The following is a 21,990-nucleotide window of genomic DNA, read 5'->3' as shown; positions in this document are numbered from 1 at the left end:
CTGCACTACCGTGCTTTTCGTTCGAACTCGTGTGCACGAGAGAGCTGCGGTATGTCCGAGAATACGGCCACGGCTGTGGATCGCGGTGTGGTCACCGCGGATGAGTCGCGTTGGCAGTCTGCAGTGCGCCGGGCGGAGGTGATCGGTCGTCTCGCGCGCCACGATCGGGTGAGCGCAGCGGCTGCCGGTGAAGCCGGTGCGGAGCTGGGGTTGAAACGCCGGCAGGTGTATGCGCTGGTGAAGCGGTGGCGGGCGGGGGACGGTCTAGCCTCGGATCTGCTGCCCGGTAGGTCGAGTGGTGGTCGTGGTGGTGAGCGGCTGGGCGATGAGGTGGAAGCGATAGTGCGGAAGGTGCTGCGGGCGAGGTATCTGACGCGGCAGCGTCGTTCGGTGGCGGTTATCTGCCGCGAGATCACCCATGAATGCCGGGCCAAGGGCCTGCGGCCGCCGTCGCGGTCGGCGGTGGTGCGGCGGATCGGCCGGTTGGACCAGGTGAAGGCGATCACCGTGCGGGAGGGCTCCGACGCGGCCCGCTCACGCCGCGCGGCGGGTGGTTCCACGCCGCCGGTGGAGGGTCTGTTGGAGCGTGTGCAGATCGATCACACTCCGGCGGATGTGATCGTGGTCGATGAGCTGCACCGGTTGCCGATCGGCCGGCCGTATGTGACCGCGGCGATCGACGAGGCGTCGAAATGCGTTCCTGGGCTGGTGATCACCCTCGAAGCGCCGTCAGCGGCGTCGGTCGGGCTGTGCCTGGCGCATATGGCGATCGACAAACGGGCCTGGCTCGAACGCCTGGGGCTGGATGCGGTGTGGCCGATGAGCGGCAAACCGGCCAAGTTGTATGTCGACAACGCCAGCGAGTTCAAGAGCGAAGCCCTGCGCCGCGGCTGTGAGCAGCACGGCATCGACATCGACTACCGGCCGCCGGGCGCACCGCACTACGGCGGCATCATCGAACGCCTGGTCGGCACCATGATGCGGCTGACCCATGAGCTGCCGGGCACCACGTTCTCCAACCCAGGGGAGCGCGGCGGCTACGACAGTGACGCGAAAGCCGTGCTCACCCTGACCGAACTGCAGCGGTGGATGGCCCTGGCGGTGGCCTGCTATCACGGTGAACCGCACGACGGGCTGGGCGGTCGGCCCCCGGGCGGGGTGTGGACGGACAAGGCAGCTGAGCAGGGAACCCCGAAGACCGTGACCAACGCGACCGCGTTCTTGGTCGATTTCCTACCGGTGATCCGGAGATCTCTGACCCGCAGCGGATTTCGGCTCGACCACGTCCAATACTATTGCGACGCGCTGAAACCGCTGATCGCGCGCCGGGAACCACTGGGCAAGTTCGTCTTACGCCGCGATCCGCGCGACATCTCCCGCATCTGGGCCCTGCATCCCGACACCGGCGAATATCTGGAGGTGCCGTATCGGACGTGGTCACGGCCTGCGATCAGTGTGTGGGAGCAGACCGCGGCGGTGGCGCGGCTGCGGGAGCAGGGCCGCGGCGAGATCGACGAGAACGCGCTGTTCGCGATGGTCGAGCAGATGCGGCACATCACCGACGCCGCGACCTCGGCCAGCCGCAAGGCCCGCCGCGACGGGCAGCGCCGCCGCAACAACACCCCGCCGCGCCAGGGACCGTCTCTGGTTGCGCCGCAACCACCCGCCGACACAGCGCCCGGACCCGTGAAGCCGTTCGAGGTGATCGAGCAATGGTGAACGGTGAACCGGACCTGTCGCATCTGCACCCGTCGGCGCAGCCGATCGCTATGCTGCCGGGCGAGGAGCGGTTGCGGTATGTGCGTGGGGACCGGTGGATCGGCTACACCCGCGCCACCGAAGCCCTGACCAGGTTAGAAACGCTGCTGGACACGCCCAGTAAGCAGCGGATGCCGAATCTGCTGATCGTCGGCCTGACGAACAACGGCAAGTCGATGATCATCGAGAAGTTTTGCCGGACTCATCCGCCGGTGTCACATTCGGATCGTGAACAGATCCCGGTGCTGACGGTGCAGATGCCCTCCGAGCCGTCGGTGACCCGGTTCTACACCGCGCTACTGGCCGCCCTGGGCGCGCCGATGCGGGCCCGCGCGCCACGGTTGGCCGACCTCGAGCAGCTGGTGCTGAGCCTGCTGCGGGCTACCGGTGTCCGTGTGCTGGTGATCGATGAGCTGCACAACATCCTCGGCGGCCGCAACAGCGCGGTCCGGCGGGAGTTTCTGAACCTGTTGCGGTTCCTCGGCAACGAGCTGCGGATTCCGCTGGTCGGGGTCGGCACCAACGACGCCTATCTGGCGATCCGGTCGGACCCGCAACTGGAGAACCGGTTCGCCCCGTTCCTGCTTCCTCGGTGGCAGCCCGACGCTCAGGGGTGTGCGTTGCTGGCCAGCTTCGCCGCCGCGTTCCCGCTGCGCCGGCCCTCGGCGATCGGGACCGCGGAAATGGCCACCTATCTGCTGACTCGCAGCGAGGGCACCATCGGCGAGCTGACCGCGCTGCTGACCGATGCCGCGATCGCGGCCATCGAGTCCGGCCAGGAGGCGATCAACCAGAGCACGCTGGTGATGGCGTCCTATGCAGGGCCGACCGAACGCCGTCGGATGTTCGAACGCGAACTGGCGTGACCGCGCCATCCACGCGATGGCCGCTGCATCCGCAACCGGACCCCCTGGAGTCGCTGTCATCCTGGCTGGGGCGACTGGCCGGGATCTACCGAATGCCGGTCAAACGACTGCTCGCCGCCCTCGTGCCCGAACTATCCCCGCACCTCATCGAGGACGACCGGTGGGAGGTCCCCGAACCGTTGGCGAAAGCGCTGGTCGAGCGGACCGGAGTCGATCCCGGACACCTGAAGACAATGACGTTGGGCGGGTGGACGCCGTGGTTGCTCGACAAAGCCGGCGTGCGCGATTTCGAAGCGCAGGAAGTGTTCGACACCTACGTGCGGCAGAACTCGGTGCTGCTGCGCCCCGGCGAGGCCGGCCGCAACCATGTGACCGAGCGGCGCTGGCGCGGGCCCTGGATGCCGGGTCCCGCATACCGGCAGCGGCACTGCCCAGTCTGCGCCACCGACCCCGCGCGGCCCCAGGCGCTGGCGTGGAAACTGCCGCTGGTGACCGGGTGTGCCGAGCACGGATGCCGCCTCATCGACAACCGCGATAGGTGGAAGCTTCTTCTTCCCGAACACGAACGCCTACAACCGATCCCGGTTCCCGAACCGCTGGCAAGGCTGGACCGTCTCACCTACGAGGGCCTGGCCACCGGCCAGGTTCGCCTGCCCGGCCGCCCGATCCACGTGGCCGTGTGGCTGCGGTTGTTGCGGAGCTTGCTGGACGAGGTCAGCCTGCTCGGTCGCCGCCAGCGTACGAAGGCGCGCCTCGAACTGATCTGGCAGAGCACCGGCCGCGGGCCGCGCGGCGGGCTGAGCGCCTGGAAACCCTACGAACTGATGGACCCGCCGACGCAGGAAGCGATGCGCCACGCGGCGGCGGTCGCGCTCGACCTCGTCGCGGCGCGGCGGATCACCGCCGACGGCGAGTTCGCCTCGGCGCTGGTGACCCCGCCGCACACCCCGGTGTACGAGGGCGACAGACCGACACCGCTGGTGACCGCCTGGAGGACCGCGATCACCGAGGTGACCGCGGCGATCGACCGCGCCCGCGTAGATCCGGCGACCGCGCAGCAGTTGCTCGCGCTGGCGACCCTGTCGGTCCGGACACTGGAGCACTTCGAGCGCGAACGCGACTTTCTCGTCATCCTCGGCATCTCCACCGACTTCCTGCCCACGACGACCGAGTACGCCACACGGCTGTGCCCGATGTGCGACGACGACGTCTTCGCGGTGATCCGCAAGATGGGCATGCGCCTGGACGACCTCCCCCAGTGGATCGGCGACCGACATGGCCTGTCGGTCCAGGCTCGCGAGCGCGCACCCGACCGCCGAAACGGATCCGTTGATGTCGTCAAATGACCCTTTGAAGACATGTAGTCAGTGCGGCTTCCGCGCCGTCCGGATCATGCGGAAACGGCGCAATCGATCCAATGCGGTCCGTTCCCGATTGACGACAGGGTTTGACGACAGATAGAACGGTGAATGGAAGCTAATCGGGTCGAGGTGAAAGGGCGCTGCGATGGCCGAACTCGTCTACACACGGGTGTCCACCGACGAGCAAAGCACCGCACGCCAGACCCACCTGATCGGCGAGGCCGGTCTCGTCGACGGCGCAGACGGTGTGCAATTGTTCGCCGACCCGGCCACCTCATCGAAGATCCCCGCACTCGAACGCGACGGGTTCCGTCGGCTGGCCGGATATGCGCGCCCCGGTGACCAGCTCACCGTGTCCGAGCTGTACCGGCTGTGCCGCGACCTCGCCGACATCCTCACCGTGCGCGACTGGTGCCGGCTGCACGGGGTGAAGCTGCGGGTCCTGTCCGGGGCGCTATCGGGCATCACCGATCTTGCCGCGGCCGACGCGACCACCACCATGCTGGTCAACGTGCTGATCTCGGTCGGCCAATTCCAGCGCGACCTGCAAAACGAACTCACCCGCGAGGGCCTGGCCGCCGCCTGGGCACAAGGCGCCCGATCCGGACGCCGCCCACAGGTCGCCACGAACGGGGCGTTGGACCAGGTACGCCAGGAATTCCGCGAAGGGGCGACAATCGCTGCTCTGGCCCGCCGGCACCAGGTGAGCCGAGTTGCGATCCGCACCGCCCTCGCCGACCTTCTGCCCGGCCGCCCCGAACAACCCGCACCCGCCCGCATGGACGAACCGGGCCCGATCCGGATCGAGATCCCGGGCAAGATCGCCCGCCACCTGACCGGCCATACCGCCGACCTCGGCGAAACCGAGCGCCGCGCTCTGCAACAGAGCCGGGAGATACGACGCGGACAGGGCTACAGCCTGCACGTCACCGCGCCGCCGCACGTCCACCGGACGCTACTGGCTGCTGCCGAAACAGTCGGTGAGAGCGCGTCGGCCGCCGACCGCAAGGCATACCGGATCTACCGGGATCGACTGCACAACGCGACTACATGATGATCATGAGCGGGTGTTCGGATGTGCCCCAACATCACACGCCCGCCTGCGCCGGGACGGGCTCATGGATGCGCCTCGCCCCTGTCGGGGTGCCACAACCAACCACCACTGGGGAGGCGATCGACGCGATCGGTTGAATGTGACTCGTACGATATCTATCTCATATTTTCTAGCTTTTGTCCGCACCAGCGGGCACAGAACGAATGTGGAGTAGATGCGCACACTCACCCAGGCAGTCAGGCTGGCCTTCGCCGCGTCGGCGGTCGTCGCTGGCTCAATAGCTGTGGCCGGCCCGGCGAATGCGGTAGCGACCCCGGCCGAGGCATGCGGCAGCAACTACCACGAAATCGATCACCACGACATCCCCGGCGCACGTATCCACCTGCTCTACAACGGCACCACCGACTGCGTAGTCACGACGAAGAACAACCCCGGAACCAAAACCATGATGTTGGCTTCCATCGCGAAAGACGTAGACGGAATTTACAGCAACATCAATGACGAGGGCGAATACACTAACTACGCTGGCCCGGTGAAGGTGACCGCTCCGGGTGTCTGCATCATCTGGGGAGGCGCCTCTGATCCGGGGTGGAACGTCTGGTATTCGGAGCCTTCGCACTGCCGCTGATCGCCGCCAAGCACATTTACGGCAGGATGCCCGCAATCCCAGGGACTGGTCGCGGGCATCCCTGGCTTCCTGCAGCTACTGCAGTCTGCCCTCTTTGTAACGCATCTCTGAACTTCGCCTTGCATCCCCGAACAGGCAAGTCGGAACTGACATCCGGTGACGAATTCTACTGACATCTCACTCTGGACTGCCTGCACCAGATCCCGGCCACACCGAACCAGCCGGTTTTCACCGGTGGAACATGATGATCCGCTCTATCTCATCGACCGAGCAGGCGACGGTCGTCGCGATCTCGGCTGGGGTCTGCCTCTGCTGGTACAACGTCAGAACGCGCACGTGCAGGGCCCGGGTCGCAGCCACGGGCCGGGACTGGCAGAGCCTTCCACACCCGTGCGGATCGAACATCTGCCGGCCGCGCGCAGACCTCGCCGCGGTGTTGTGGACGGTGTGGAATCAGCCGGGCCACGCGATCCAGGCGACATCGGTTTTGTCCCGGGACGCCGCTCATATCGAACGCCATCACCGACGGCCGCCAGTCATACGTCGGATCATCGTCATCGGGTTCGGACAGATAGTCCGCAATCGGGTAGTCGTCGGCGACGTCGAGATCGACATCGAGCGCGGCGGCCAGCGCCCACCGGACGTCGCTGCACTCCATCGACAGGGCCATACCCGCAGCGTATCCACATCGACCGACATCACGAACGACCACAAACCAAGCCGAGAAAAACGTCCGGCGCTGCCGACTCGATGGCCCGCCGGGCTGCACGCACCGCAACTGCCCGAATTGACTAGTTTAACCCGCGTTTAACCCTTCTGATGGCGTGCCCGCGTTCTCGAATCACCTCGCCCACTCGGTTCTGCCGCCCACTGTCGCTGTTCGGCAGGCCCCTGAATGCGCAGTGCAGAGCACTCCGAACATCAGTGCAGACAACTTCGAACATCGACACGAATCGCCAGGACGACGGAACCGGTCCGGTGTTCAATAAACGTGTCGAAAACGGTTGGTGTTCAACAAGTCCTGTCGGACCTTTCTTCTACAGTCCCGGCTATGACCGCGACGACCGACCGACCTGAAGTGCTCACCCTCGACGGCGACGCCCTCGATCCGATCGGCGGCGGCGGTGCTCTCGTCGGCTACGGTCGAGTCTCGACCAAAGGCCAGCTGCTCGACCGTCAGATCACCGCGCTCACCGCGGCAGGATGCCAGCGGATCTTCACCGATAAGAAGTCGGGCAAGGACGCTGAATGCGAGGAGCTGTGGGCGTGCCTGGATTACCTGCGCCTCGGCGACACCCTCGTGGTGCCGTCGCTGGACCGGCTCGGCCGCTCCCTGCAAGACCTGATCACGATCGTGGCCAAACTCCGCAAGCGCGGCATCGGATTCCGCTCCCTACACGAAGCACTCGACACCACCACACCGGGCGGGCGACTGGTGTTCCATGTCTTCGCAGCCCTCGCCGAGTTCATCCGCGAGCTGATCGTCGATGGCACCAACGAGGGCCTGGCCGCCGCCCGAGCCCGCGGCCAACGTCTCGGCCGGCCACCGGCGATGACCGCCGAGCAGATCCGCCAAGCCCGCGCGATCCTCACCCGACCGGAAGAAACGGTGTCCTCCGTCGCTCGGCTACTCGGGGTCTCTCGCGGCACCCTCTACAAGCACATCCCCGAGCTCGGTCGTAGTCGCGTGGCTATCGAAAGCTGACCACCGATAGCGGCAGCTTCGCGACGTGATTTCGAGACAAGGTTTCGAGGCTTCGTGAGCTGGGAGTCCTTCGGAGACAAGGGTGTCGCCGGATCCTGTCTCGAAACCAAGGTTTCAGACATGGGTGTAGGCCAGGCTGTCGCGCGGGTCCGAGTCGAGCACGCACCTTCAGGAATGCACCAAATGTGCAACCTCGAGTACGCACCTCATGTGGGCTGCCCCTCCACATAAGGTCGGACACGCGGGAAACAAAGTCTGTCGTGACGGGTGTAGACATTCGTCAAGAGTCGGTATACAGTCGCTGTCGTTCGCATTGATGAGTCCAGTGGCCGGGCAGGTGAGCTGCCCGGAACATGAGGTTCCACCGTCCCCTCCGGCGGAGAAGAGAATCCGGTGTAGTCGGCCGGACCGCCGGGAGGGGGCGAAGAAGCAAGACCGAGAAGTAACGCAGGTAGGACCCGGCAATCCAGGAGGTGGTGCTCACTGAGGAGTCATTTAGCAGTTCCGCGTCCCAGGAAGCGTCGGGAGCGGTGTAGGACATCGGCCGACTCGGCCGGTGAGCAGAATTGATATCACCACCCTTTTCGTAGACCCCGGGCCCCGGCGCACATGCGCCGGGGCCTTCGGTGTTGAAACCCGAGAGGCGCTGTGCAGCAACCGAACCCGAACCCCACCGACGGCGCCAGCGCCGCCGACAAACTCGATGACGACACCTACCCCGCCTACAGCATGGGACGCGCCGCGGAGATCCTCGGCGTCACTCAAGCGTTTCTGCGCGGCCTCGACGCGGCCGAGCTCTTGACACCGCAGCGTTCGGCGGGTGGGCACCGCCGCTACTCCCGCTACCAGTTGCGTATAGCCGGGCGCGTGCGGGAGCTCGTCGATGCTGGTGACTCCCTGGATGCGGCTTGTCGCATCGTGATCCTCGAGGACCAGCTCGCCGAAGCCGAACGCATCAACAACGACCTGCGGCACGCCCTCGACGACCGGCCACCCGGAAGCCCTCCTGCGGGCTGAGCGATTCCGGCCGCCGGGGCTGGAATGACCGAGCTAGGCAAATCGCCTACAGGTGATATTGCCTGCGACGCAGCCAGACTCAGCGGTATGTGAACCTTACCGGCGGTCAGAGCCGTAGTGTCGTCCTGTTCTCCGAACCGAGCGTGTCCTGGCTCAGTCGGTCTGATGCTGCCTCAATAGATCTGATGCGGGTAATTGACCAATCTGATGCTGACTCAGTGAATCTGATGCTGAGGGTGTTGATCGAGCGTCCCGGGTTTGGTTTCTGGCCGGGATCGCCGCGGCGGTCGGGCTGGCGCTGTTCTACGGCAAATACCTCGCCGCATCGATGAGCGGCGGATGCCGGCGGGTGAGGCGACGATGCGGATCGGCCGGTAGTATCTGGTGCATGCCAACGGATCTCAGCGACAACGTGAGGTTGCTGATGCCGGTTAGGCGCCCCCTCAACGCTCAACTGAGCTAGAGTCAAACCCCAACGCCCGTGGGAATTCTCGTCGGCGGTCCTGCGGAGATCTAGTCAACCGCGAGCATAGGCAGCGGGCGTCATCTTCGCGTAGGGGGCGGTGAGTAGCACGGAATTCGTCGGCGCTGTCCTCGTCCTCGTCAGTGTGATCGCATTCCTGGTCGGCTTAATCGGTCTGATCGTTGGTCGGATTTCACCACTGCGAGTCCACGGTAGAAAGCGGGCCGCACTGATCATGGTGATCGCGTTCGCAGCTTTCATCACAGGTGGGGCGCTCCTGCCCAAACAACCGGCCCCTGATAGCGCGACGGCACCGTCCTCATCGTCTAGTACTCCAGTCGTAGTTCGTGACGTACCGTCAGGTCTGTTGTGATCGTCGCTGGTAGTGGCATTGTTTGGCTCGGTGTTGGTGTCGTCGACGCCAGATTGATCGGCGTATCCGGAAGGCGAGGTCGGCGACGGCGGTGAGCGGGTTCCTCGGCAAGAGAGCTTGGATTTCGTTGCGGGTCAACGCGATCAGGTCTGGCGCGGCAGGGTGGGTGGTGTTTTCGGTGATCGCGGTGATAGTCAGGAATGCCAGTGCGAGCATGGCCAGGATGGTCCAGCGCCGCCAGGAAGTCCACGAGGTGACCTGGTGCTCGTCCAGGCCGGCCAGCCCTTTTCCGGATTGGAAATCTTCCTCCACGGTCCACCTGCGACCGGCGACGGTGACGAGTTGGGGCAGAGTCACCGGTTGCGGGGCCCAGCACCGGTAGTACGCCATTTCCCCGGTCGCCCGGTTGTGTCGGACCAGCAGCCATCGGTGACCTGAGGCGTCGGGGTCGGCGTCGATGTCCATCCATGCCCAGTGGTACAGGCGGGCGCCTTTCGCGCCGTCACCGGCCGAGAGGCACTGCCAGGCGCTGCACGGTAGTGCCGCAGCGGCGGTGTCGGCGCGCAGGTCCCCGGCAGCGGTGTGCACGCGGCGGTTGGCACCGATCGCGAGAACGTAACCGACACCGCGGATTTCGAGTTCTGCCCGCAATTTCGGGTCGGCGCCGTAGACCTCGTCACCGGCGACCCAGCCCAGCGCTACGCCGGCGTCGAGGGTTCGGGTGATCATCCGCTGCGCCAGGGCGGGTTTGGTCACCAGCACCGCCTCGCCGGCGGGGATACCGGCCTCGGTGCACCGGTCCGGGGCGTCGGTCCAGGATTTCGGCAGATACAACTCGCGGTCGATGAGCGTGTGCCCTCGTGTGGTGGAGTAGGTCAAATACACTGCGACTTGGGCGTTTTCGATGCGTCCGGCAGTGCCGGTGTACTGCCGCTGCACACCGGCGGTCATGGCGCCCTTCTTCAGGTCACCGGTCTCGTCGATCACCGCGATCACCTGATCGGTACCGAGATGGTCCACAACATGATCACGCAGGTCGTCGCGGACCGCATCTTCATCCCACTTCGCCCGCGACAGCAAATGCTGCATGGCATAAGGGGTTTCGTGACCTGTGTGTTCGGACAAAGTCCAGCAGTTCTTGTTCGGAAGCTTCGCTGCCAGCCCCGCCACCATCGCTCGCGCGGTCTTGCGAGGTTCCACGCGGCGGAAACAGCCCGCGATCCGCGCCATCAACCCGTCCAAACCCTCGTCCCACCGCGCAGGGTCTACGCTGCAGGCAGCGGCCACCGCCGATTCGGTTGTATTGCACACACAGTCAACACGAACACGCGGTGGCCGCCCTCGTCCAACTCGGCCACGCGAATCCCCCTGCCCTGCAAATCATCACCCCGAAACAGACCACTCGGCACGGTAACGATCTACAACTGGAGTACTAGGCAAACACCAGCGACGAGCGAGGTACAGAAGACAGCGCAGAAAACTAGCGCGCTCCCGACGTCGACTTCCGTGCCGACGACATCAGCGTCGACCCTGATCGTGCCACCTCCCACCAGCCAGACAGAGCAGGCACCCCCGCCATCGCCTTCTCCGCCCGCCAAGGCTGCACCGCCAGCACCTGGAGTCCGGGACGACGGGATCGGCAACCTTGTGCCCGTTCACGATTCATCGGGAGCGACTGCGAACATTGTGCTGAATGGTGTCCGATACGCGCCGGTCCTCGGCGATTCCATGGGAGCTCAACTGATTGTCCTCGACGTCACGATAGAGGGAACCTCGGAGACGGCGTACCACTACACCGAGTCTGACTTCCAGTTCGCCTATCTCGGCAGCAACGAGACCGATCCGGCATATGCCCACACCAGTGACAAGCTCAGCTGGGGGCCCAGTCCGAGCGAGGACTACCGGCCATTCGGGCCGCCTGCTCCATTACGTGTCGGCTCGGTGTCCCTCGGCCAGCAGGTTCACGGATTGGTAATCCTTCGTGCCGGGAGCCGGGGACCATACGTCGCGTTCGTCGGTTCGTTGAAGCCCGCCGATCGCATGGCGCAGTGGCAGCTCGCCGACCCGCATAAGTAGCCGTTTGTCGTTCGCGGGCGGTCAGTGCGAGAAATGATCAGGACCTGTGGATGGCCGGGAAGCGTACCTTCCCGGATGATCTACGAAGCCATAGGTATTTGATCAAGTCCAGCGCGCCAACGCTGGCGGGAAGGTACGCCGGTGCTCAAGGTAGTTCACGATGCGGCGGAGTCCAACGATCCCGGTGTGTCCTGCGCCCGGTCGTTGCTCGATGAGATTGTTCGCGACGGTGCCCGCAAGATGCTCGCCGCAGCGTTGCAGGCCGAGGTCGCGGCCTATATCGAGCGGTTCGCCGACCAGGTCGACGACGAAGGCCGGCGGCTGGTGGTCCGCAACGGCTACCACGTCGAGCGGGAGGTCCTGACCGCCGCGGGTGCGGTGACGGTGAAGGCACCGCGTGTCAACGACAAGCGTGTCGACCCCGAATCCGGTGAGCGGCAGCGGTTTTCCTCGGCGATCCTGCCCGCGTGGGCACGAAAATCGCCGCAGATGACGGAGGTTCTGCCGTTGTTGTACCTGCATGGGCTGTCCAGCGGCGATTTCGGGCCGGCGTTGGAGCAGTTCCTCGGCACGGGCGCGGGCCTGTCGGCGGCCTCGATCACCCGGCTCACGACGCAGTGGCAGGACGAAGCCCGCACCTTCGCCGCCCGCGACCTCTCAGGCACCGACTACGTGTACCTGTGGGTCGACGGCATCCACCTCAAAATCCGGCTCGACCAGCAGAAACTATGCCTGCTGGTGATGATCGGGGTTCGCGCCGACGGCCGCAAGGAGCTCGTCGCATTGACCGACGGCTATCGCGAGTCGACCGAGTCGTGGGCCGATCTGCTGCGTGACTGCCGCCGCCGCGGCATGACCGCGCCGGTGCTCGCCGTCGGTGACGGCGCGCTCGGATTCTGGAAGGCGCTGCGTGAGGTATTCCCCCTGACCCGAGAGCAGCGTTGCTGGTTCCACAAATCCGCGAATGTCCTTGCAGCGCTGCCGAAGTCGGCGCATCCTGGCGCGTTGGCGGCGATGAAGGAAATCTACATGGCCGAGGACATTGACAAGGCACAAGTCGCGATCAAGGCCTTCGAGATCGACTACGGCGCGAAATACCCGAAAGCGGTCGCCAAGATCGTCGATGACGCCGACGTGCTGCTCGAGTTCTACAAATACCCGGCCGAACACTGGATCCACCTACGCACCACAAACCCGATCGAAAGTACTTTCGCCACAGTGCGTTTGAGGACGAAGGTCACCAAGGGGCCGGGTTCCCGCGCGGCCGGGCTCGCCATGGCCTTCAAGCTGATCGAGGCCGCTCAAACGCGCTGGCGGGCCGTCAACGCCCCACACCTAGTCGCACTCGTCCGGGCCGGGGCCGTATTCCACAAGGGCAAACTCCTGGAACGGCCCGCCGACATCACCCCGAACACACCGACCAGCCCGTCATCAGCCGAGGCGGAGGAGGTCGCCTGAAACTTGCTGATCCACAGGTCTTGACAATATCTCGCGGTCAGTGCGGATCTTACGTCCAGCTATACCGCCGAGCACACCGCTGCGGGTGGTCTCACTGATCCTCGCCGGAGTTCTGGTCGCTCGGCTCAGCCGCGGGGTATGGGGAACAGATCCGCGAAAAGTCACGCTAAGCGGTTTGGCTATCAATCCGAGCGTTGCGGCAGGCGTTATCGCAGATAAGTTCCGGAGTCGCCAATGCATAGCGCGTGCTGGCACCGCGCGAAGCGCTAGGTGGTGCAGCTCCGCGGAATCCGGCGCTAAGCCAGTACCGCAGATAATTGCGCCCTTATCTGCGGTGCCCGGCTTAGCGCTACTTTTCGCACCGATGTTCCCCATGCCCCTGATCTTGGACAACAGCCCCGGCGGCGCCTTTGCGGGGGTCGAGGAACATAGCCGCCGGAACTCCTTAGCGCCGGATCTCGGGCGACTGTCCCTCAACCCCTACCGACAGCGGTGTCGGATGAAAGTGTGGCGCAGGCGTTGCTCGAACTGCTGGCGGGGGAAGTGTTCCGGACTCTGCACGAGGACGTGTATCGCGCCGGTGAGCGTGGCCTGGAAGTAGAGGGTCTCTATCGCCGGATCCGGTGCGCCGAGCTGGACGAATATGCCGGTGAGACGTTCACGCAGCGTGGCGAGCATCACCTGCAGGGCGTCATCGGCCCGGTGCAGCACTGGCGCGATGTCGGGCTGTAGTTCCAGCGTAAGAAGCAGACGGTGGGTTGCGACGTGGGCGGCGGCATGATCGAGCAGGTTGCCGATGAATCGGCATAGCTGCTCGTCGGCCGGGGCCTGCGGTACCACATCCAGCAGCACGACCGCCTCGCGCAGCCGCCGCGTTATGACGGCCATCAGCAACTCTTCCTTCGTCGGGAAGTACGCGTAGAGCAGTCCCTTCGAGGTACCGGCGCGGGCCGCGATCGAGGCGACCGAGGCACCGTGGAAACCCTTCGCCGCAAATGCCTCAAGCGCGGCATCGAGCAGCGCATCAGTCGACCGCTGGCGCAGCCTGGCGTTGTGCGCCGCACCACGCGGACTCATCAGGGCAACCCCCACGGGTTATCATCGACCATATGGTCAATGATAACGAGCCCCAGCTGGTCTTCCTGCACGGTGTCGGCGTTTCCCGCACAAGCTGGGCGCCGCAGCTCGACGCGCTCGCCGACACCTTCCCGGTGGTTGCGGTCGACCTGCCCGGACACGGCGCCCGCAGCCACGAGCTCTTCAGCATGCAGCGGGCGGTTGAGGTGGTCACAGAAGAACTGTCGCAAACCCCACACCGCCCAGCGGTCCTGGTCGGGCTGAGTCTCGGTGGCTACGTCGCGATGGCGTGCGCTGCCCGCTACCCGCTGCTGGCGGCCGGACTGGTCCTGTCCGGCTGCGCGATCGACTACAGCCAGGGCCGCTATCCGCTGCTGGTCCGCGCCAACCGCCTGGCCCTCACCCTGTGGCCCACCCGGCTACTGACCGGAGTTCAAGCAAAGGCCCTGCGCCGCACCTACCCCGCATACGCCGAGACGATTATCGACGGAGGCCTTACATTCGCCGCGATGGGCGATGCCCTCACGGAACTGACCCGGACCGTTTGGCACGGCACCCTGGCCGCCTACCCCAACCCCGTCCTGGTGGTAACCGGGGAGCGGGACCGGCGCAACCGAGCCGAGCACCACCATCAGATTCGGGCGATCCCCGGCGCCACGGGGGTCGTGGTCCCAGGCGCCGGTCACCTGTGCAACCTCGACCAGCCTGAGCAGTTCACCACAATCGTTCACGAGTTCGCCAGGTGTCTAACGGCAGCACCTACCAATTCGGCAGTGCGGGAACATCGGCGCGAAAAGTAGCGCTAAGGAGTTACCGAGTGCACATAGCAGCGCACTATGCGCGGTAACTCGAATGGTCGACCTGGCACTTTGGCCTGGCCGGGACTGGTCGACTCTGGAAACTATGCGCGGTACCGGCCACGCCGGGGGCGGCCCGATAGCAAACGGCCAGTTCGATTCGCGCTACCGCCGGATTCCGCGCGGATGCTCCTCGCCTCCCGATCAGGTCGAGGTCGAGATCCATCGCCACGCCGTGGTTCCCGTCGTGGTGCAGATCATCGAGCACCGGTGCCGTCATGGCCATTGCCCCTTCCTTGCGTCCCTGCTCGGGTGCATCGGATCTACCCCGGTGCGATGACCTGAAACCGTCTACCCCGCGTGAAATAAACACCTTGCACTGGCAGAGGAAAATCTGTTGTGTCGGGGGTAGACATTCCGCGAGGGCCGGTATACAGTCGCTGTCGTTGCAGATGAGAAAGCCAGGTTGGCCGGGTAGGTGAGCTACCCGGAAGTACTAGTTCGACCGTCCCCTTCCGGCGGAGGCGCTAATCCGGTGTAGTAGGCCGGACCGCCGGGAGGGGGCGAAGAAGCAAGGAAGAAGAGCAAGACCGAGAAGTACGCAGACAGGACCCGGCAATCCAGGAGGTGGTGCTCACTGAGTAGTCATTTATCAGTTCCGCGTCCCGGGAAGTGTCGGGAGCGGTGTAGGACATCGGCGCAGGTGGCCGGTGAGCAGAATTGATATCACCACCCTTTTCGTAGACCCCAGGCCCCGGCGCAGCTGCGCCGGGGCCTGTCGGCGTTGAAACCCGAGAGGCGCTGTGCAGCGACCGAACCCGAACCCCACCGACGGTCCCAGCGCCGCCGACAAACTCGATGACGACACCTACCCCGCCTACAGCATGGGACGCGCCGCGGAAATCCTCGGCGTCACCCAAGCGTTCCTGCGCGGCCTCGACGCCGCCGAACTGTTGACCCCGCAACGGTCAGCTGGTGGGCACCGCCGCTACTCCCGCTACCAGTTGCGTATCGCCGGGCGTGTGCGTGAGCTCGTCGATGCCGGTAACGCCCTCGAGGCGGCGTGCCGCATCGTCATTCTCGAAGACCAGCTCGTCGAGGCCCAACGCCTCAACACCAACCTGCAACACGCCCTCGACCAGCGCACCGACCTCGACTGAAACCGAGAAATGACCGTGACCGGCACACGCACCGGCCAGATAGATGTTTTTGTTTCCAGGCGATGGACCTGACCGCACTCGATGCTGTGATCGGTCTCAACGTCGAGGCGGCCTTGGCCCGCACCGGGGAATGGCCCGGCGCCCTCGAACGTGGCGGCGGTCGCCAGCATTCACCCGGGGTCATGTGCTGGCCGGTGACCTACACCACCGGTGCGCCCCGACGACAGGACTGACACCTCTGCAACCTCGTGATGCCGGGCAGCAGGGTTTGGCGTCCGCAGCCACGCCACCGCGCCGCCGAAGATCACTTTCGGCCCGTCGCCGGTCATCCACGCCTGGTCCGCGATCCACGCCGCCAGCTCCGCCTCCACGTCCGCGAACGCGGCCAAGCCGTACTCCTGCGTGATCTCGGCCTGATGCTCGAACCGGGTCATTCGCCGGTCGGCGTAGTCCTTCAAACATGCCGGGTGCTCGGCCAGATACTCCACCTGACCGGTCCCCGATGACGGAACCACCCGGTTTTAGAGCCAGGTTGTTTTCGATCCGTATTCAGTTGATGCCGCAGGCCACCGGGTGGTGGCTGTGGCTGCAGCGGGCAGCGTACTCGGCCGGGGTCAGATAGCCCAGCGCCGAATGTCGATGTCGTCGGTTGTGGTCTACCTTGTAGTCGCCGATGACGACGCGGGCTTCGAGCAGGCTTGTCCAGTGGTTCCGGTCGAGGCATTCTTTGCGCAGCCGACGGTTGAACGATTCGACGAATCCGTTATTCCACGGCGTGCCCGGTGGGATGTAGATGATCCCGACCCGGTTTGCGCAAAACTGTTGCAGCGCATGGGAAATCATTTCCGGCCCGTTGTCCATCCGCAACACCGTCGGCGACCCACCATGAGTGGTGAAGACCTTCTCGAGCTCGGTGACGAGCCGCTCGGCGGTGATCGAGCGTTCAACCAGATGCAATAGTGATTCACGGGTGTGTTCATCGACCATCGACGCGATCTTCACCGCTCTGCCGTCGATGGTGGAATCGAACTGAAAATCCAACGCCCACACCACCTTCGGTGCATCCGCATCGACCGGCGGCATCGACGAAACGCCGGCCCGTTTACGCGGCTGGTGCTCACGCACCTGCAGCCCTTCCTCCCGCCAGAGCCGATGCACCTTCTTCTTGTTCACCGAGCTGCCCTCGTCGAACCGCAACCGCGCCCACGCCCGCCGGAACCCGTGACACGGGTTCTTCGTAGCATACGAGCGCAGCCAGGCCCGCAAACCGGCGTCCGGATCATCCGGGGTCTGCGCGAGGGGCAGCCGCCGATACGTCGAACGAGCAAGCCCAACGACCTTGCACGCGAACCGTTCCGACACGCCCTTCACTGCTGTGAGCATGTCGACGGCACGGCGCTTGGACGCTGGGCTCAGAATTTTCCCCGGCTGATCTCCCGCAGGGCGTCCTTTTCCAGCTCCGCCTCGGCCAGCAGCCGCTTGAGCCGGGAATTCTGCTCCCGCAGCTCCTTGAGCTCCTTCGCCGCATCGGTATCCATACCGCCGTAAGAGCGGCGCCAGTTGTACAACGTCGCCGCCGACACTTCCAGCTCTGCGGCGATCTCCTCGCCCGACTTACCGGCCGCGGCCAGCTCATCGGCACGGCGCAGCTTCCGCACGATCTCCTCCGCGGAATGCCGCTTCCGTCCTCCAGCCATGATCCCAATCGTCCCTTCTGGCCCCTACCAGGGCCAACAGGACTCTAATACCGAGCGGTCTCATTCATTGGGGACGGGCCAAGGTCGGTCAGGAACATGCCCAAATGGCGGACTGTGATCATCTGCACGGCATAGCCGAGCCGGTTGTAATCGCGGCGACGAGCCGCGATTAGCCGCCGGTCCTCGTCGTCCAGGTGGAAGAACCGCTCCATCTCCACACGCGAATACGAACCGAACCGGCCGTAGCCCTCATCCATCACCGCGCCATGAAATCACCTGCACCGCAACACCGCTCACCGTTGCGTCAATCCGACCGCCACGAGGTCGGCCTCAAGCTCAAACCTCCGCTAAGCGCTACTTTCGGTGCCGATGTTCCTGCACTGCCGGTCTGATCACAATCTCGTTCATGAAGGCAGAGTAGGAGGCTGCGGCGATCCGAGACAACGGCGGCGCAACGCAGTCCGGAAAAACCTGCAAGTGCCGGAGAAATCCGAAAAAACATGAGACCGCCGGAGACGGCAGGCCTCACACCGATCCGCCGGCATCACCGCCGATCCGGATCCGAAAAGACCTGATTGTGCCGGACAAACATAGCCCCAGGACGCGCACAGCCACCCGGCCACCGACGACCCGAATCCGGAACAACCTGGGTTCTCCTCAGTTGTCGCGATCGAGTACGAGTTGGGTGCGGAGTTCGCCGGTGCGGACCCAGCGGTGCATGGAGGGGCTTGAGACTGATCCGCGAAAAAGTCACGCTAAGCGGTTTGGCTATCAATCCAGGCGGCGCTGCGGGCACATTTCCGGAGTCGCCAGCGTGTAGCGCGGTCCGGTGGCGCGCGGAGTCCCAGGTGAACATCGGTGCGGCAACCGCCTTAGCGCTACTTTCGCACCGATGTTCACCTGCCCCTCAACCCCCGAGTACCTCAAGATCGTGGTGTTCAGCGACCACACCGACGACCCGGCGGGCCGACGTCACCGCCTACGCGGGCGTGCCAAGTTCCCCTGTGCACGCGACGTCCCCGATCGATTCCGGTGCAAAAGCTCGATGCCAGTCGGTCACCGCCTGATAGCCGATCCCGATCTCGAGCACTCCCGCCTCGTCGAAGGGCGCGCCCATGATCTGTAGACCAACGGGCATTCCCTCCGACGTGCCGCAGGGCACTGACAACGCCGGCATCGCGAGCGCGCTGGCCAAGCCCGTGTAGACGGCGCGGTCTCTGTGCATGGCGGTCCTCGCCAACGCTGCTCGGCGCGGATCCACTCCGATGGGCGCCGCGGTCGTCGCGCACGTGGGCGTCACGAAAGCGTCCAGCGTTTCGAAGAGCGCGAGAAACCGTCGCCGGAGATGGCGTCGAAAACGCTGCGCGAGGATGTAGTCCGCTGCCGGAATCAGCTGCCCGGCATGCAGCAGTCCGCGCACATCGATGCCGTACTCGTCGCGATGAGCTGCCAGCATACGACGATGGACCGACGCGGCTTCGGCGGTCTGAACGATCAGCCATGAGCTGTAGTAGTCTTCGATATCCGGCATGTCCACATCGACGATCACCGCCCCGGCGCCCTCGAGGGTCGCCAATGCCCGCTCGATCGCATCGCGGACACCATCGTCGATCTTCGTCAGGGAAAAATCACGGATGATTCCGACGCGTCGGCCCTGGATGCCGTTCTCCGCGGACGGCTGTCGAACGGGTCGTCTGCTCGTGTCCGGATCGGCGGGATCGTGCCCGGCGATGATCGAATGGATGAGCGCGACCTCAGAGGCGGTTCGCGCGATCGGGCCGACGGTGTCCATGCTCCACGCGACGGGGAAGACTCCCACGTTGCTGACTCTTCCCACCGTGGGACGCAGACCTGTCAACCCGGTTACGGCAGCCGGGTTGCGTATCGACCCTCCGGTATCGGTACCCAGCGCAGCGAGACACTGGCCGGAGGCGACCGCGGCGGCCGAGCCCCCGCTCGATCCGTGAGCATTGCGGCTTATATCCCAAGGGTTGTGAGTTGCACCGAAATGCTCGTTCTCCGTAGTCCCTCCCCACGCGAACTCGTGCAGGTTGGTCTTTCCGATGACGATCGCCCCGGCCTGCTTGAGACGCCGAACCACAGTGGCGTCGCGCTCGGCGATGCCATCGAGGAATGCCGAACCGACCGTCGTGCGAACTCCCTCAACGTCGATGTTGTCCTTCACCCCGATGGGTATGCCGTGCAATGGGCCAGGAGACTCTCCTTGCGCGATTGCCTCGTCGGCAGCATGTGCCGCGTCGAGGGCCTCGGCCCGGGTGACGGTGATGAACGCATTGATGTGGGAGTCGGTCTCATCGATTCGTTGCAGCGAGCCCAGGGTCAACTCCGTCGCGGACATCACCCCACCCAGGAGGAGCCCGCGGGCATCGTCGATGCTCGACGGTAGATGAGGAGCCGACATCACGAGTTCCTCGGTTCGGGGACGACGGTCAGCGGGGCAGAGGACGCGACAGACGGCATCACGGTCGCGAGATGGTCCGCGAGCATGGAGAGGTCAGCGCACAACTCTGCCACGAATACCGTGTCGTCGGGCCGCACTGCGGCGAGCTCGGCTGCCGCGTACAGCAGCGATTCTGTCATCTTCTTCCCTTTCTCTACCTCTCCGAACACCCTCGGGATCCCGGGTGCGCAGTCAGGCGTGCCCCGGCACGGGAGTGCCCGGGCGGTGCAGCTCATGCGCAAGTTCGTCGAGCTCGGCGCCTCCGGCCATGAGCTTTGTCATCTCATCGAGCGCAATCTCGCTCTTCTTGTAGTTGCCAAGGCTCGTCCCACGCTTCAAGAGCAGGTACTGGTCGCCCACGAGGTACGCGTGCTGAGGGTTGTGGGTAATGAACACGACACCGAGCCCACGATCGCGCGCTTGCGCGATGTACTTCAGCACGACGCCGGCCTGCTTCACGCCCAGGGCGGAAGTGGGCTCATCCAGAATCACGACCTTCGCCCCGAAATACACGGCACGCGCGATCGCGACCGACTGGCGCTCGCCACCGGAGAGGGTCCCAATGGGCTGATCGACATCTCTGAGATCGATACCCATCTTGGCGAGCTCGTTCTTTGTGGTGGCGCGCATGCCCTTCACGTCGAGCCTGCGCCTCTTCGTGACCTCCGAGCCGAGGAAGAAGTTGCGCCAGATGGGCATCAGCGGAACGACCGCGAGGTCCTGATAGACCGTGGCGATGCCTTGGTCGAGCGCCTCACGGGGGTTTGAGAACGTGCGCTCGACCCCATAGGTGCGAAGCGTCCCCTCGGTGTGCTGATGCGCACCCGCCAGGATCTTGATGAACGTCGACTTCCCGGCTCCGTTGTCGCCCAGTACGCAGAGGACCTCGCCGACGTCCACCGAAGCACTCACGCCGTGCAGGGCGATGATCGAACCATATGTCTTGCCGATGGCCTGTACTTCCAGGATCGGCGGAGCACCGGGTGTGGATCGATCGGTCATCATCGTGCTCCTGCTCGTTTACGTATGTAGATGTTCACCAGCACCGCGAGGAGCAGCATGGCTCCAAGGAAGGTCATCAACCAGTTGTTGTCCCACTGCGCGAAGACGATTCCCTGCAGTGTCATGCCGTAGATCAAGGCTCCTATGGCTGGGCCGATGGCCGAGCCGTACCCACCGGTCAGCAGGCAGCCACCGACCACGGCGCAGATGATGTAGATGAACTCCTGACCGACCCCGGTCGTGGCCTGCACCGTCGAGACATCGAAAAGCTGCAGCATCCCGACCAGCCAGCCCGCGCCCGCCGTCGTCATGAACAGCCCGATCTTGACCTTCGTGACAGGAACTCCGAGTTGCCTCGAGCTCGTAGCCTGCCCCCCGACGGCGAATATCCAGTTGCCGTACTTAGTGCGCAGCAGGATCCAGGTCGCTACGACTGTCACCACGATCCACCAGACGATCCCTATCTTCACGGTCATCCCCAGGAATGGGAACGACGAACCGAGGAAGACCTTCACCACGTCGAAGCCCGGAACATCCGCCATGCCCTCGACCTGAACCGTTCCCGTGATGAGCTTGGTCACCGCCAGGTTGACGCCCTGGAGAATGAAGAACGTGGCCAACGTCACGATGAAGCTGGGCAGTCCCGTCTTCATCACGACGAAGCCGTTGCCAGCGCCCAGGGCCAGGGCGACGACCAGCGACAGGATCATCGCGACCCAGATGTTCAAACCCCACTGTGTCGTGAGCACTCCCACGATGAGGCCCGTGGTGCCTGTCATGACGCCCGCAGAGAGGTCGAACTCCCCGCCGATCATCAGCATGGCGACGGCGACCGCCATGATCCCATACAGAGAGGACGAGTACAGCCAGGTCGAGATGCCCGGTGGAGTGAGGAACGCCTGCGTCGTGAACGAGAAGAAGACGAGGATTGCGAGCGCCGCCACTGCTGCGCCGACTTCCGGTCGGCGTAGCAGTACGACAACGAGACTCGTCTTCTTGAGTCGCTCATCCACTACTGTCATTGCAGCGTTAGCGCT

General features: G+C 64.7%; 19 protein-coding genes and 1 pseudogene. 11 read left to right on the top strand and 9 right to left on the bottom strand.

Translation table 11 applies throughout. The features are described from left to right. Positions 1-51 precede the first annotated feature (51 nt). The 7 genes from ACV7NQ_RS18520 to ACV7NQ_RS18490 all read left to right on the top strand — a co-directional run bounded on the left by ACV7NQ_RS18520 (position 52) and on the right by ACV7NQ_RS18490 (position 8,389). Positions 52-1,719, top strand: a complete 1,668-nt coding sequence (locus ACV7NQ_RS18520) for a transposase (RefSeq protein WP_463357683.1) — start codon at positions 52-54, stop codon at positions 1,717-1,719. Continuing rightward, the gene (locus ACV7NQ_RS18515; RefSeq protein ID WP_463357684.1) at positions 1,713-2,624 is read left to right on the top strand and encodes a TniB family NTP-binding protein; all 912 of its coding nucleotides are present in this window, start codon (positions 1,713-1,715) and stop codon (positions 2,622-2,624) included. The genes ACV7NQ_RS18520 and ACV7NQ_RS18515 overlap by 7 nt, the downstream gene beginning before the upstream one ends. Next, positions 2,621-3,970, top strand: coding sequence for a TniQ family protein (locus tag ACV7NQ_RS18510; protein ID WP_463357685.1), 1,350 nt, complete (start codon positions 2,621-2,623; stop codon positions 3,968-3,970). The genes ACV7NQ_RS18515 and ACV7NQ_RS18510 overlap by 4 nt, the downstream gene beginning before the upstream one ends. 160 nt (positions 3,971-4,130) lie before the next feature. Continuing rightward, positions 4,131-5,039 (top strand): recombinase family protein, encoded by a 909-nt coding sequence (locus tag ACV7NQ_RS18505; RefSeq protein WP_463357686.1) that lies wholly within the window; start codon positions 4,131-4,133, stop codon positions 5,037-5,039. A gap of 214 nt (positions 5,040-5,253) precedes the next feature. Then, the gene (locus ACV7NQ_RS18500; protein ID WP_463357687.1) at positions 5,254-5,667 is read left to right on the top strand and encodes a hypothetical protein; all 414 of its coding nucleotides are present in this window, start codon (positions 5,254-5,256) and stop codon (positions 5,665-5,667) included. 1,051 nt (positions 5,668-6,718) lie between these two features. Further along, positions 6,719-7,372 carry a recombinase family protein gene (locus ACV7NQ_RS18495; protein ID WP_463360816.1) on the top strand — a complete coding sequence of 218 codons (654 nt, stop codon included), beginning with the start codon at positions 6,719-6,721 and terminating at the stop codon, positions 7,370-7,372. Between the two features lie 648 nt (positions 7,373-8,020). Continuing rightward, on the top strand, positions 8,021-8,389 hold the full coding sequence (locus ACV7NQ_RS18490) for a helix-turn-helix domain-containing protein (RefSeq protein WP_463360815.1): 369 nt from the start codon (positions 8,021-8,023) through the stop codon (positions 8,387-8,389). Between the two features lie 821 nt (positions 8,390-9,210). Here the strand turns inward: ACV7NQ_RS18490 and ACV7NQ_RS18485 are convergent. Next, entirely contained in the window at positions 9,211-10,455 is a 1,245-nt protein-coding gene (locus ACV7NQ_RS18485) for an IS701 family transposase (protein WP_463365724.1), read from the bottom strand. 498 nt (positions 10,456-10,953) lie between these two features. Here ACV7NQ_RS18485 and ACV7NQ_RS18480 point away from each other — a divergent pair, with 498 nt between their 5' ends. Further along, positions 10,954-11,301 carry a hypothetical protein gene (locus tag ACV7NQ_RS18480; RefSeq protein ID WP_463360814.1) on the top strand — a complete coding sequence of 116 codons (348 nt, stop codon included), beginning with the start codon at positions 10,954-10,956 and terminating at the stop codon, positions 11,299-11,301. Positions 11,302-11,442: 141 nt separating this feature from the next. After that, a complete protein-coding gene (locus ACV7NQ_RS18475) occupies positions 11,443-12,759 on the top strand; it encodes an IS256 family transposase (RefSeq protein WP_463358454.1) in 1,317 nt (438 codons plus the stop codon). A gap of 480 nt (positions 12,760-13,239) precedes the next feature. Here ACV7NQ_RS18475 and ACV7NQ_RS18470 read toward each other — a convergent pair whose 3' ends face one another. Further along, complete coding sequence (locus ACV7NQ_RS18470) at positions 13,240-13,836, bottom strand: TetR/AcrR family transcriptional regulator (protein ID WP_463360813.1); 597 nt, start codon at positions 13,834-13,836, stop codon at positions 13,240-13,242. A gap of 32 nt (positions 13,837-13,868) precedes the next feature. Here ACV7NQ_RS18470 and ACV7NQ_RS18465 point away from each other — a divergent pair, with 32 nt between their 5' ends. Together ACV7NQ_RS18465 and ACV7NQ_RS18460 are read left to right on the top strand one after the other, a co-directional pair. Next, positions 13,869-14,636, top strand: coding sequence for an alpha/beta fold hydrolase (locus ACV7NQ_RS18465; protein WP_463360812.1), 768 nt, complete (start codon positions 13,869-13,871; stop codon positions 14,634-14,636). A gap of 800 nt (positions 14,637-15,436) precedes the next feature. Next, positions 15,437-15,793 carry a helix-turn-helix domain-containing protein gene (locus ACV7NQ_RS18460; protein ID WP_463360811.1) on the top strand — a complete coding sequence of 119 codons (357 nt, stop codon included), beginning with the start codon at positions 15,437-15,439 and terminating at the stop codon, positions 15,791-15,793. A 170-nt stretch (positions 15,794-15,963) separates the two neighbouring features. On the opposite strand, the gene ACV7NQ_RS18455 is transcribed toward ACV7NQ_RS18460, so the two are convergent. From ACV7NQ_RS18455 to ACV7NQ_RS18425, 7 genes and pseudogenes are all read right to left on the bottom strand, one after another. Beyond that, positions 15,964-16,281 carry a DUF4158 domain-containing protein gene (locus ACV7NQ_RS18455; RefSeq protein ID WP_463360810.1) on the bottom strand — a complete coding sequence of 106 codons (318 nt, stop codon included), beginning with the start codon at positions 16,279-16,281 and terminating at the stop codon, positions 15,964-15,966. 61 nt (positions 16,282-16,342) lie between these two features. Further along, positions 16,343-17,490 (bottom strand): IS3 family transposase gene (locus ACV7NQ_RS18450; protein ID WP_463358517.1). Its coding sequence is split into 2 segments (ribosomal slippage): positions 16,343-17,220 and positions 17,220-17,490, totalling 1,149 coding nucleotides; the frame shifts between segments, so codons are not numbered across the junction. An 83-nt stretch (positions 17,491-17,573) separates the two neighbouring features. After that, positions 17,574-17,747: pseudogene (locus ACV7NQ_RS18445) on the bottom strand (DUF4158 domain-containing protein); the annotation flags it as partial. A gap of 722 nt (positions 17,748-18,469) precedes the next feature. After that, positions 18,470-19,849: an amidase gene (locus tag ACV7NQ_RS18440; protein ID WP_463360809.1), complete on the bottom strand. Its 1,380-nt coding sequence runs from the start codon at positions 19,847-19,849 to the stop codon at positions 18,470-18,472. A 62-nt stretch (positions 19,850-19,911) separates the two neighbouring features. Continuing rightward, a complete protein-coding gene (locus ACV7NQ_RS18435) occupies positions 19,912-20,091 on the bottom strand; it encodes a hypothetical protein (RefSeq protein ID WP_463360808.1) in 180 nt (59 codons plus the stop codon). A gap of 52 nt (positions 20,092-20,143) precedes the next feature. Continuing rightward, a complete protein-coding gene (locus ACV7NQ_RS18430; protein ID WP_463360807.1) occupies positions 20,144-20,956 on the bottom strand; it encodes an ATP-binding cassette domain-containing protein in 813 nt (270 codons plus the stop codon). Next, on the bottom strand, positions 20,953-21,975 hold the full coding sequence (locus tag ACV7NQ_RS18425) for an ABC transporter permease (protein ID WP_463360806.1): 1,023 nt from the start codon (positions 21,973-21,975) through the stop codon (positions 20,953-20,955). Before ACV7NQ_RS18425 ends, ACV7NQ_RS18430 begins: the two co-directional genes overlap by 4 nt. Between the last annotated feature and the right edge of the window lie 15 nt (positions 21,976-21,990).

The sequence above is a fragment of the Nocardia sp. Tas62D01 genome, from assembly GCF_055232035.1.
This window is presented reverse-complemented; position numbering and strand designations above follow the sequence as displayed.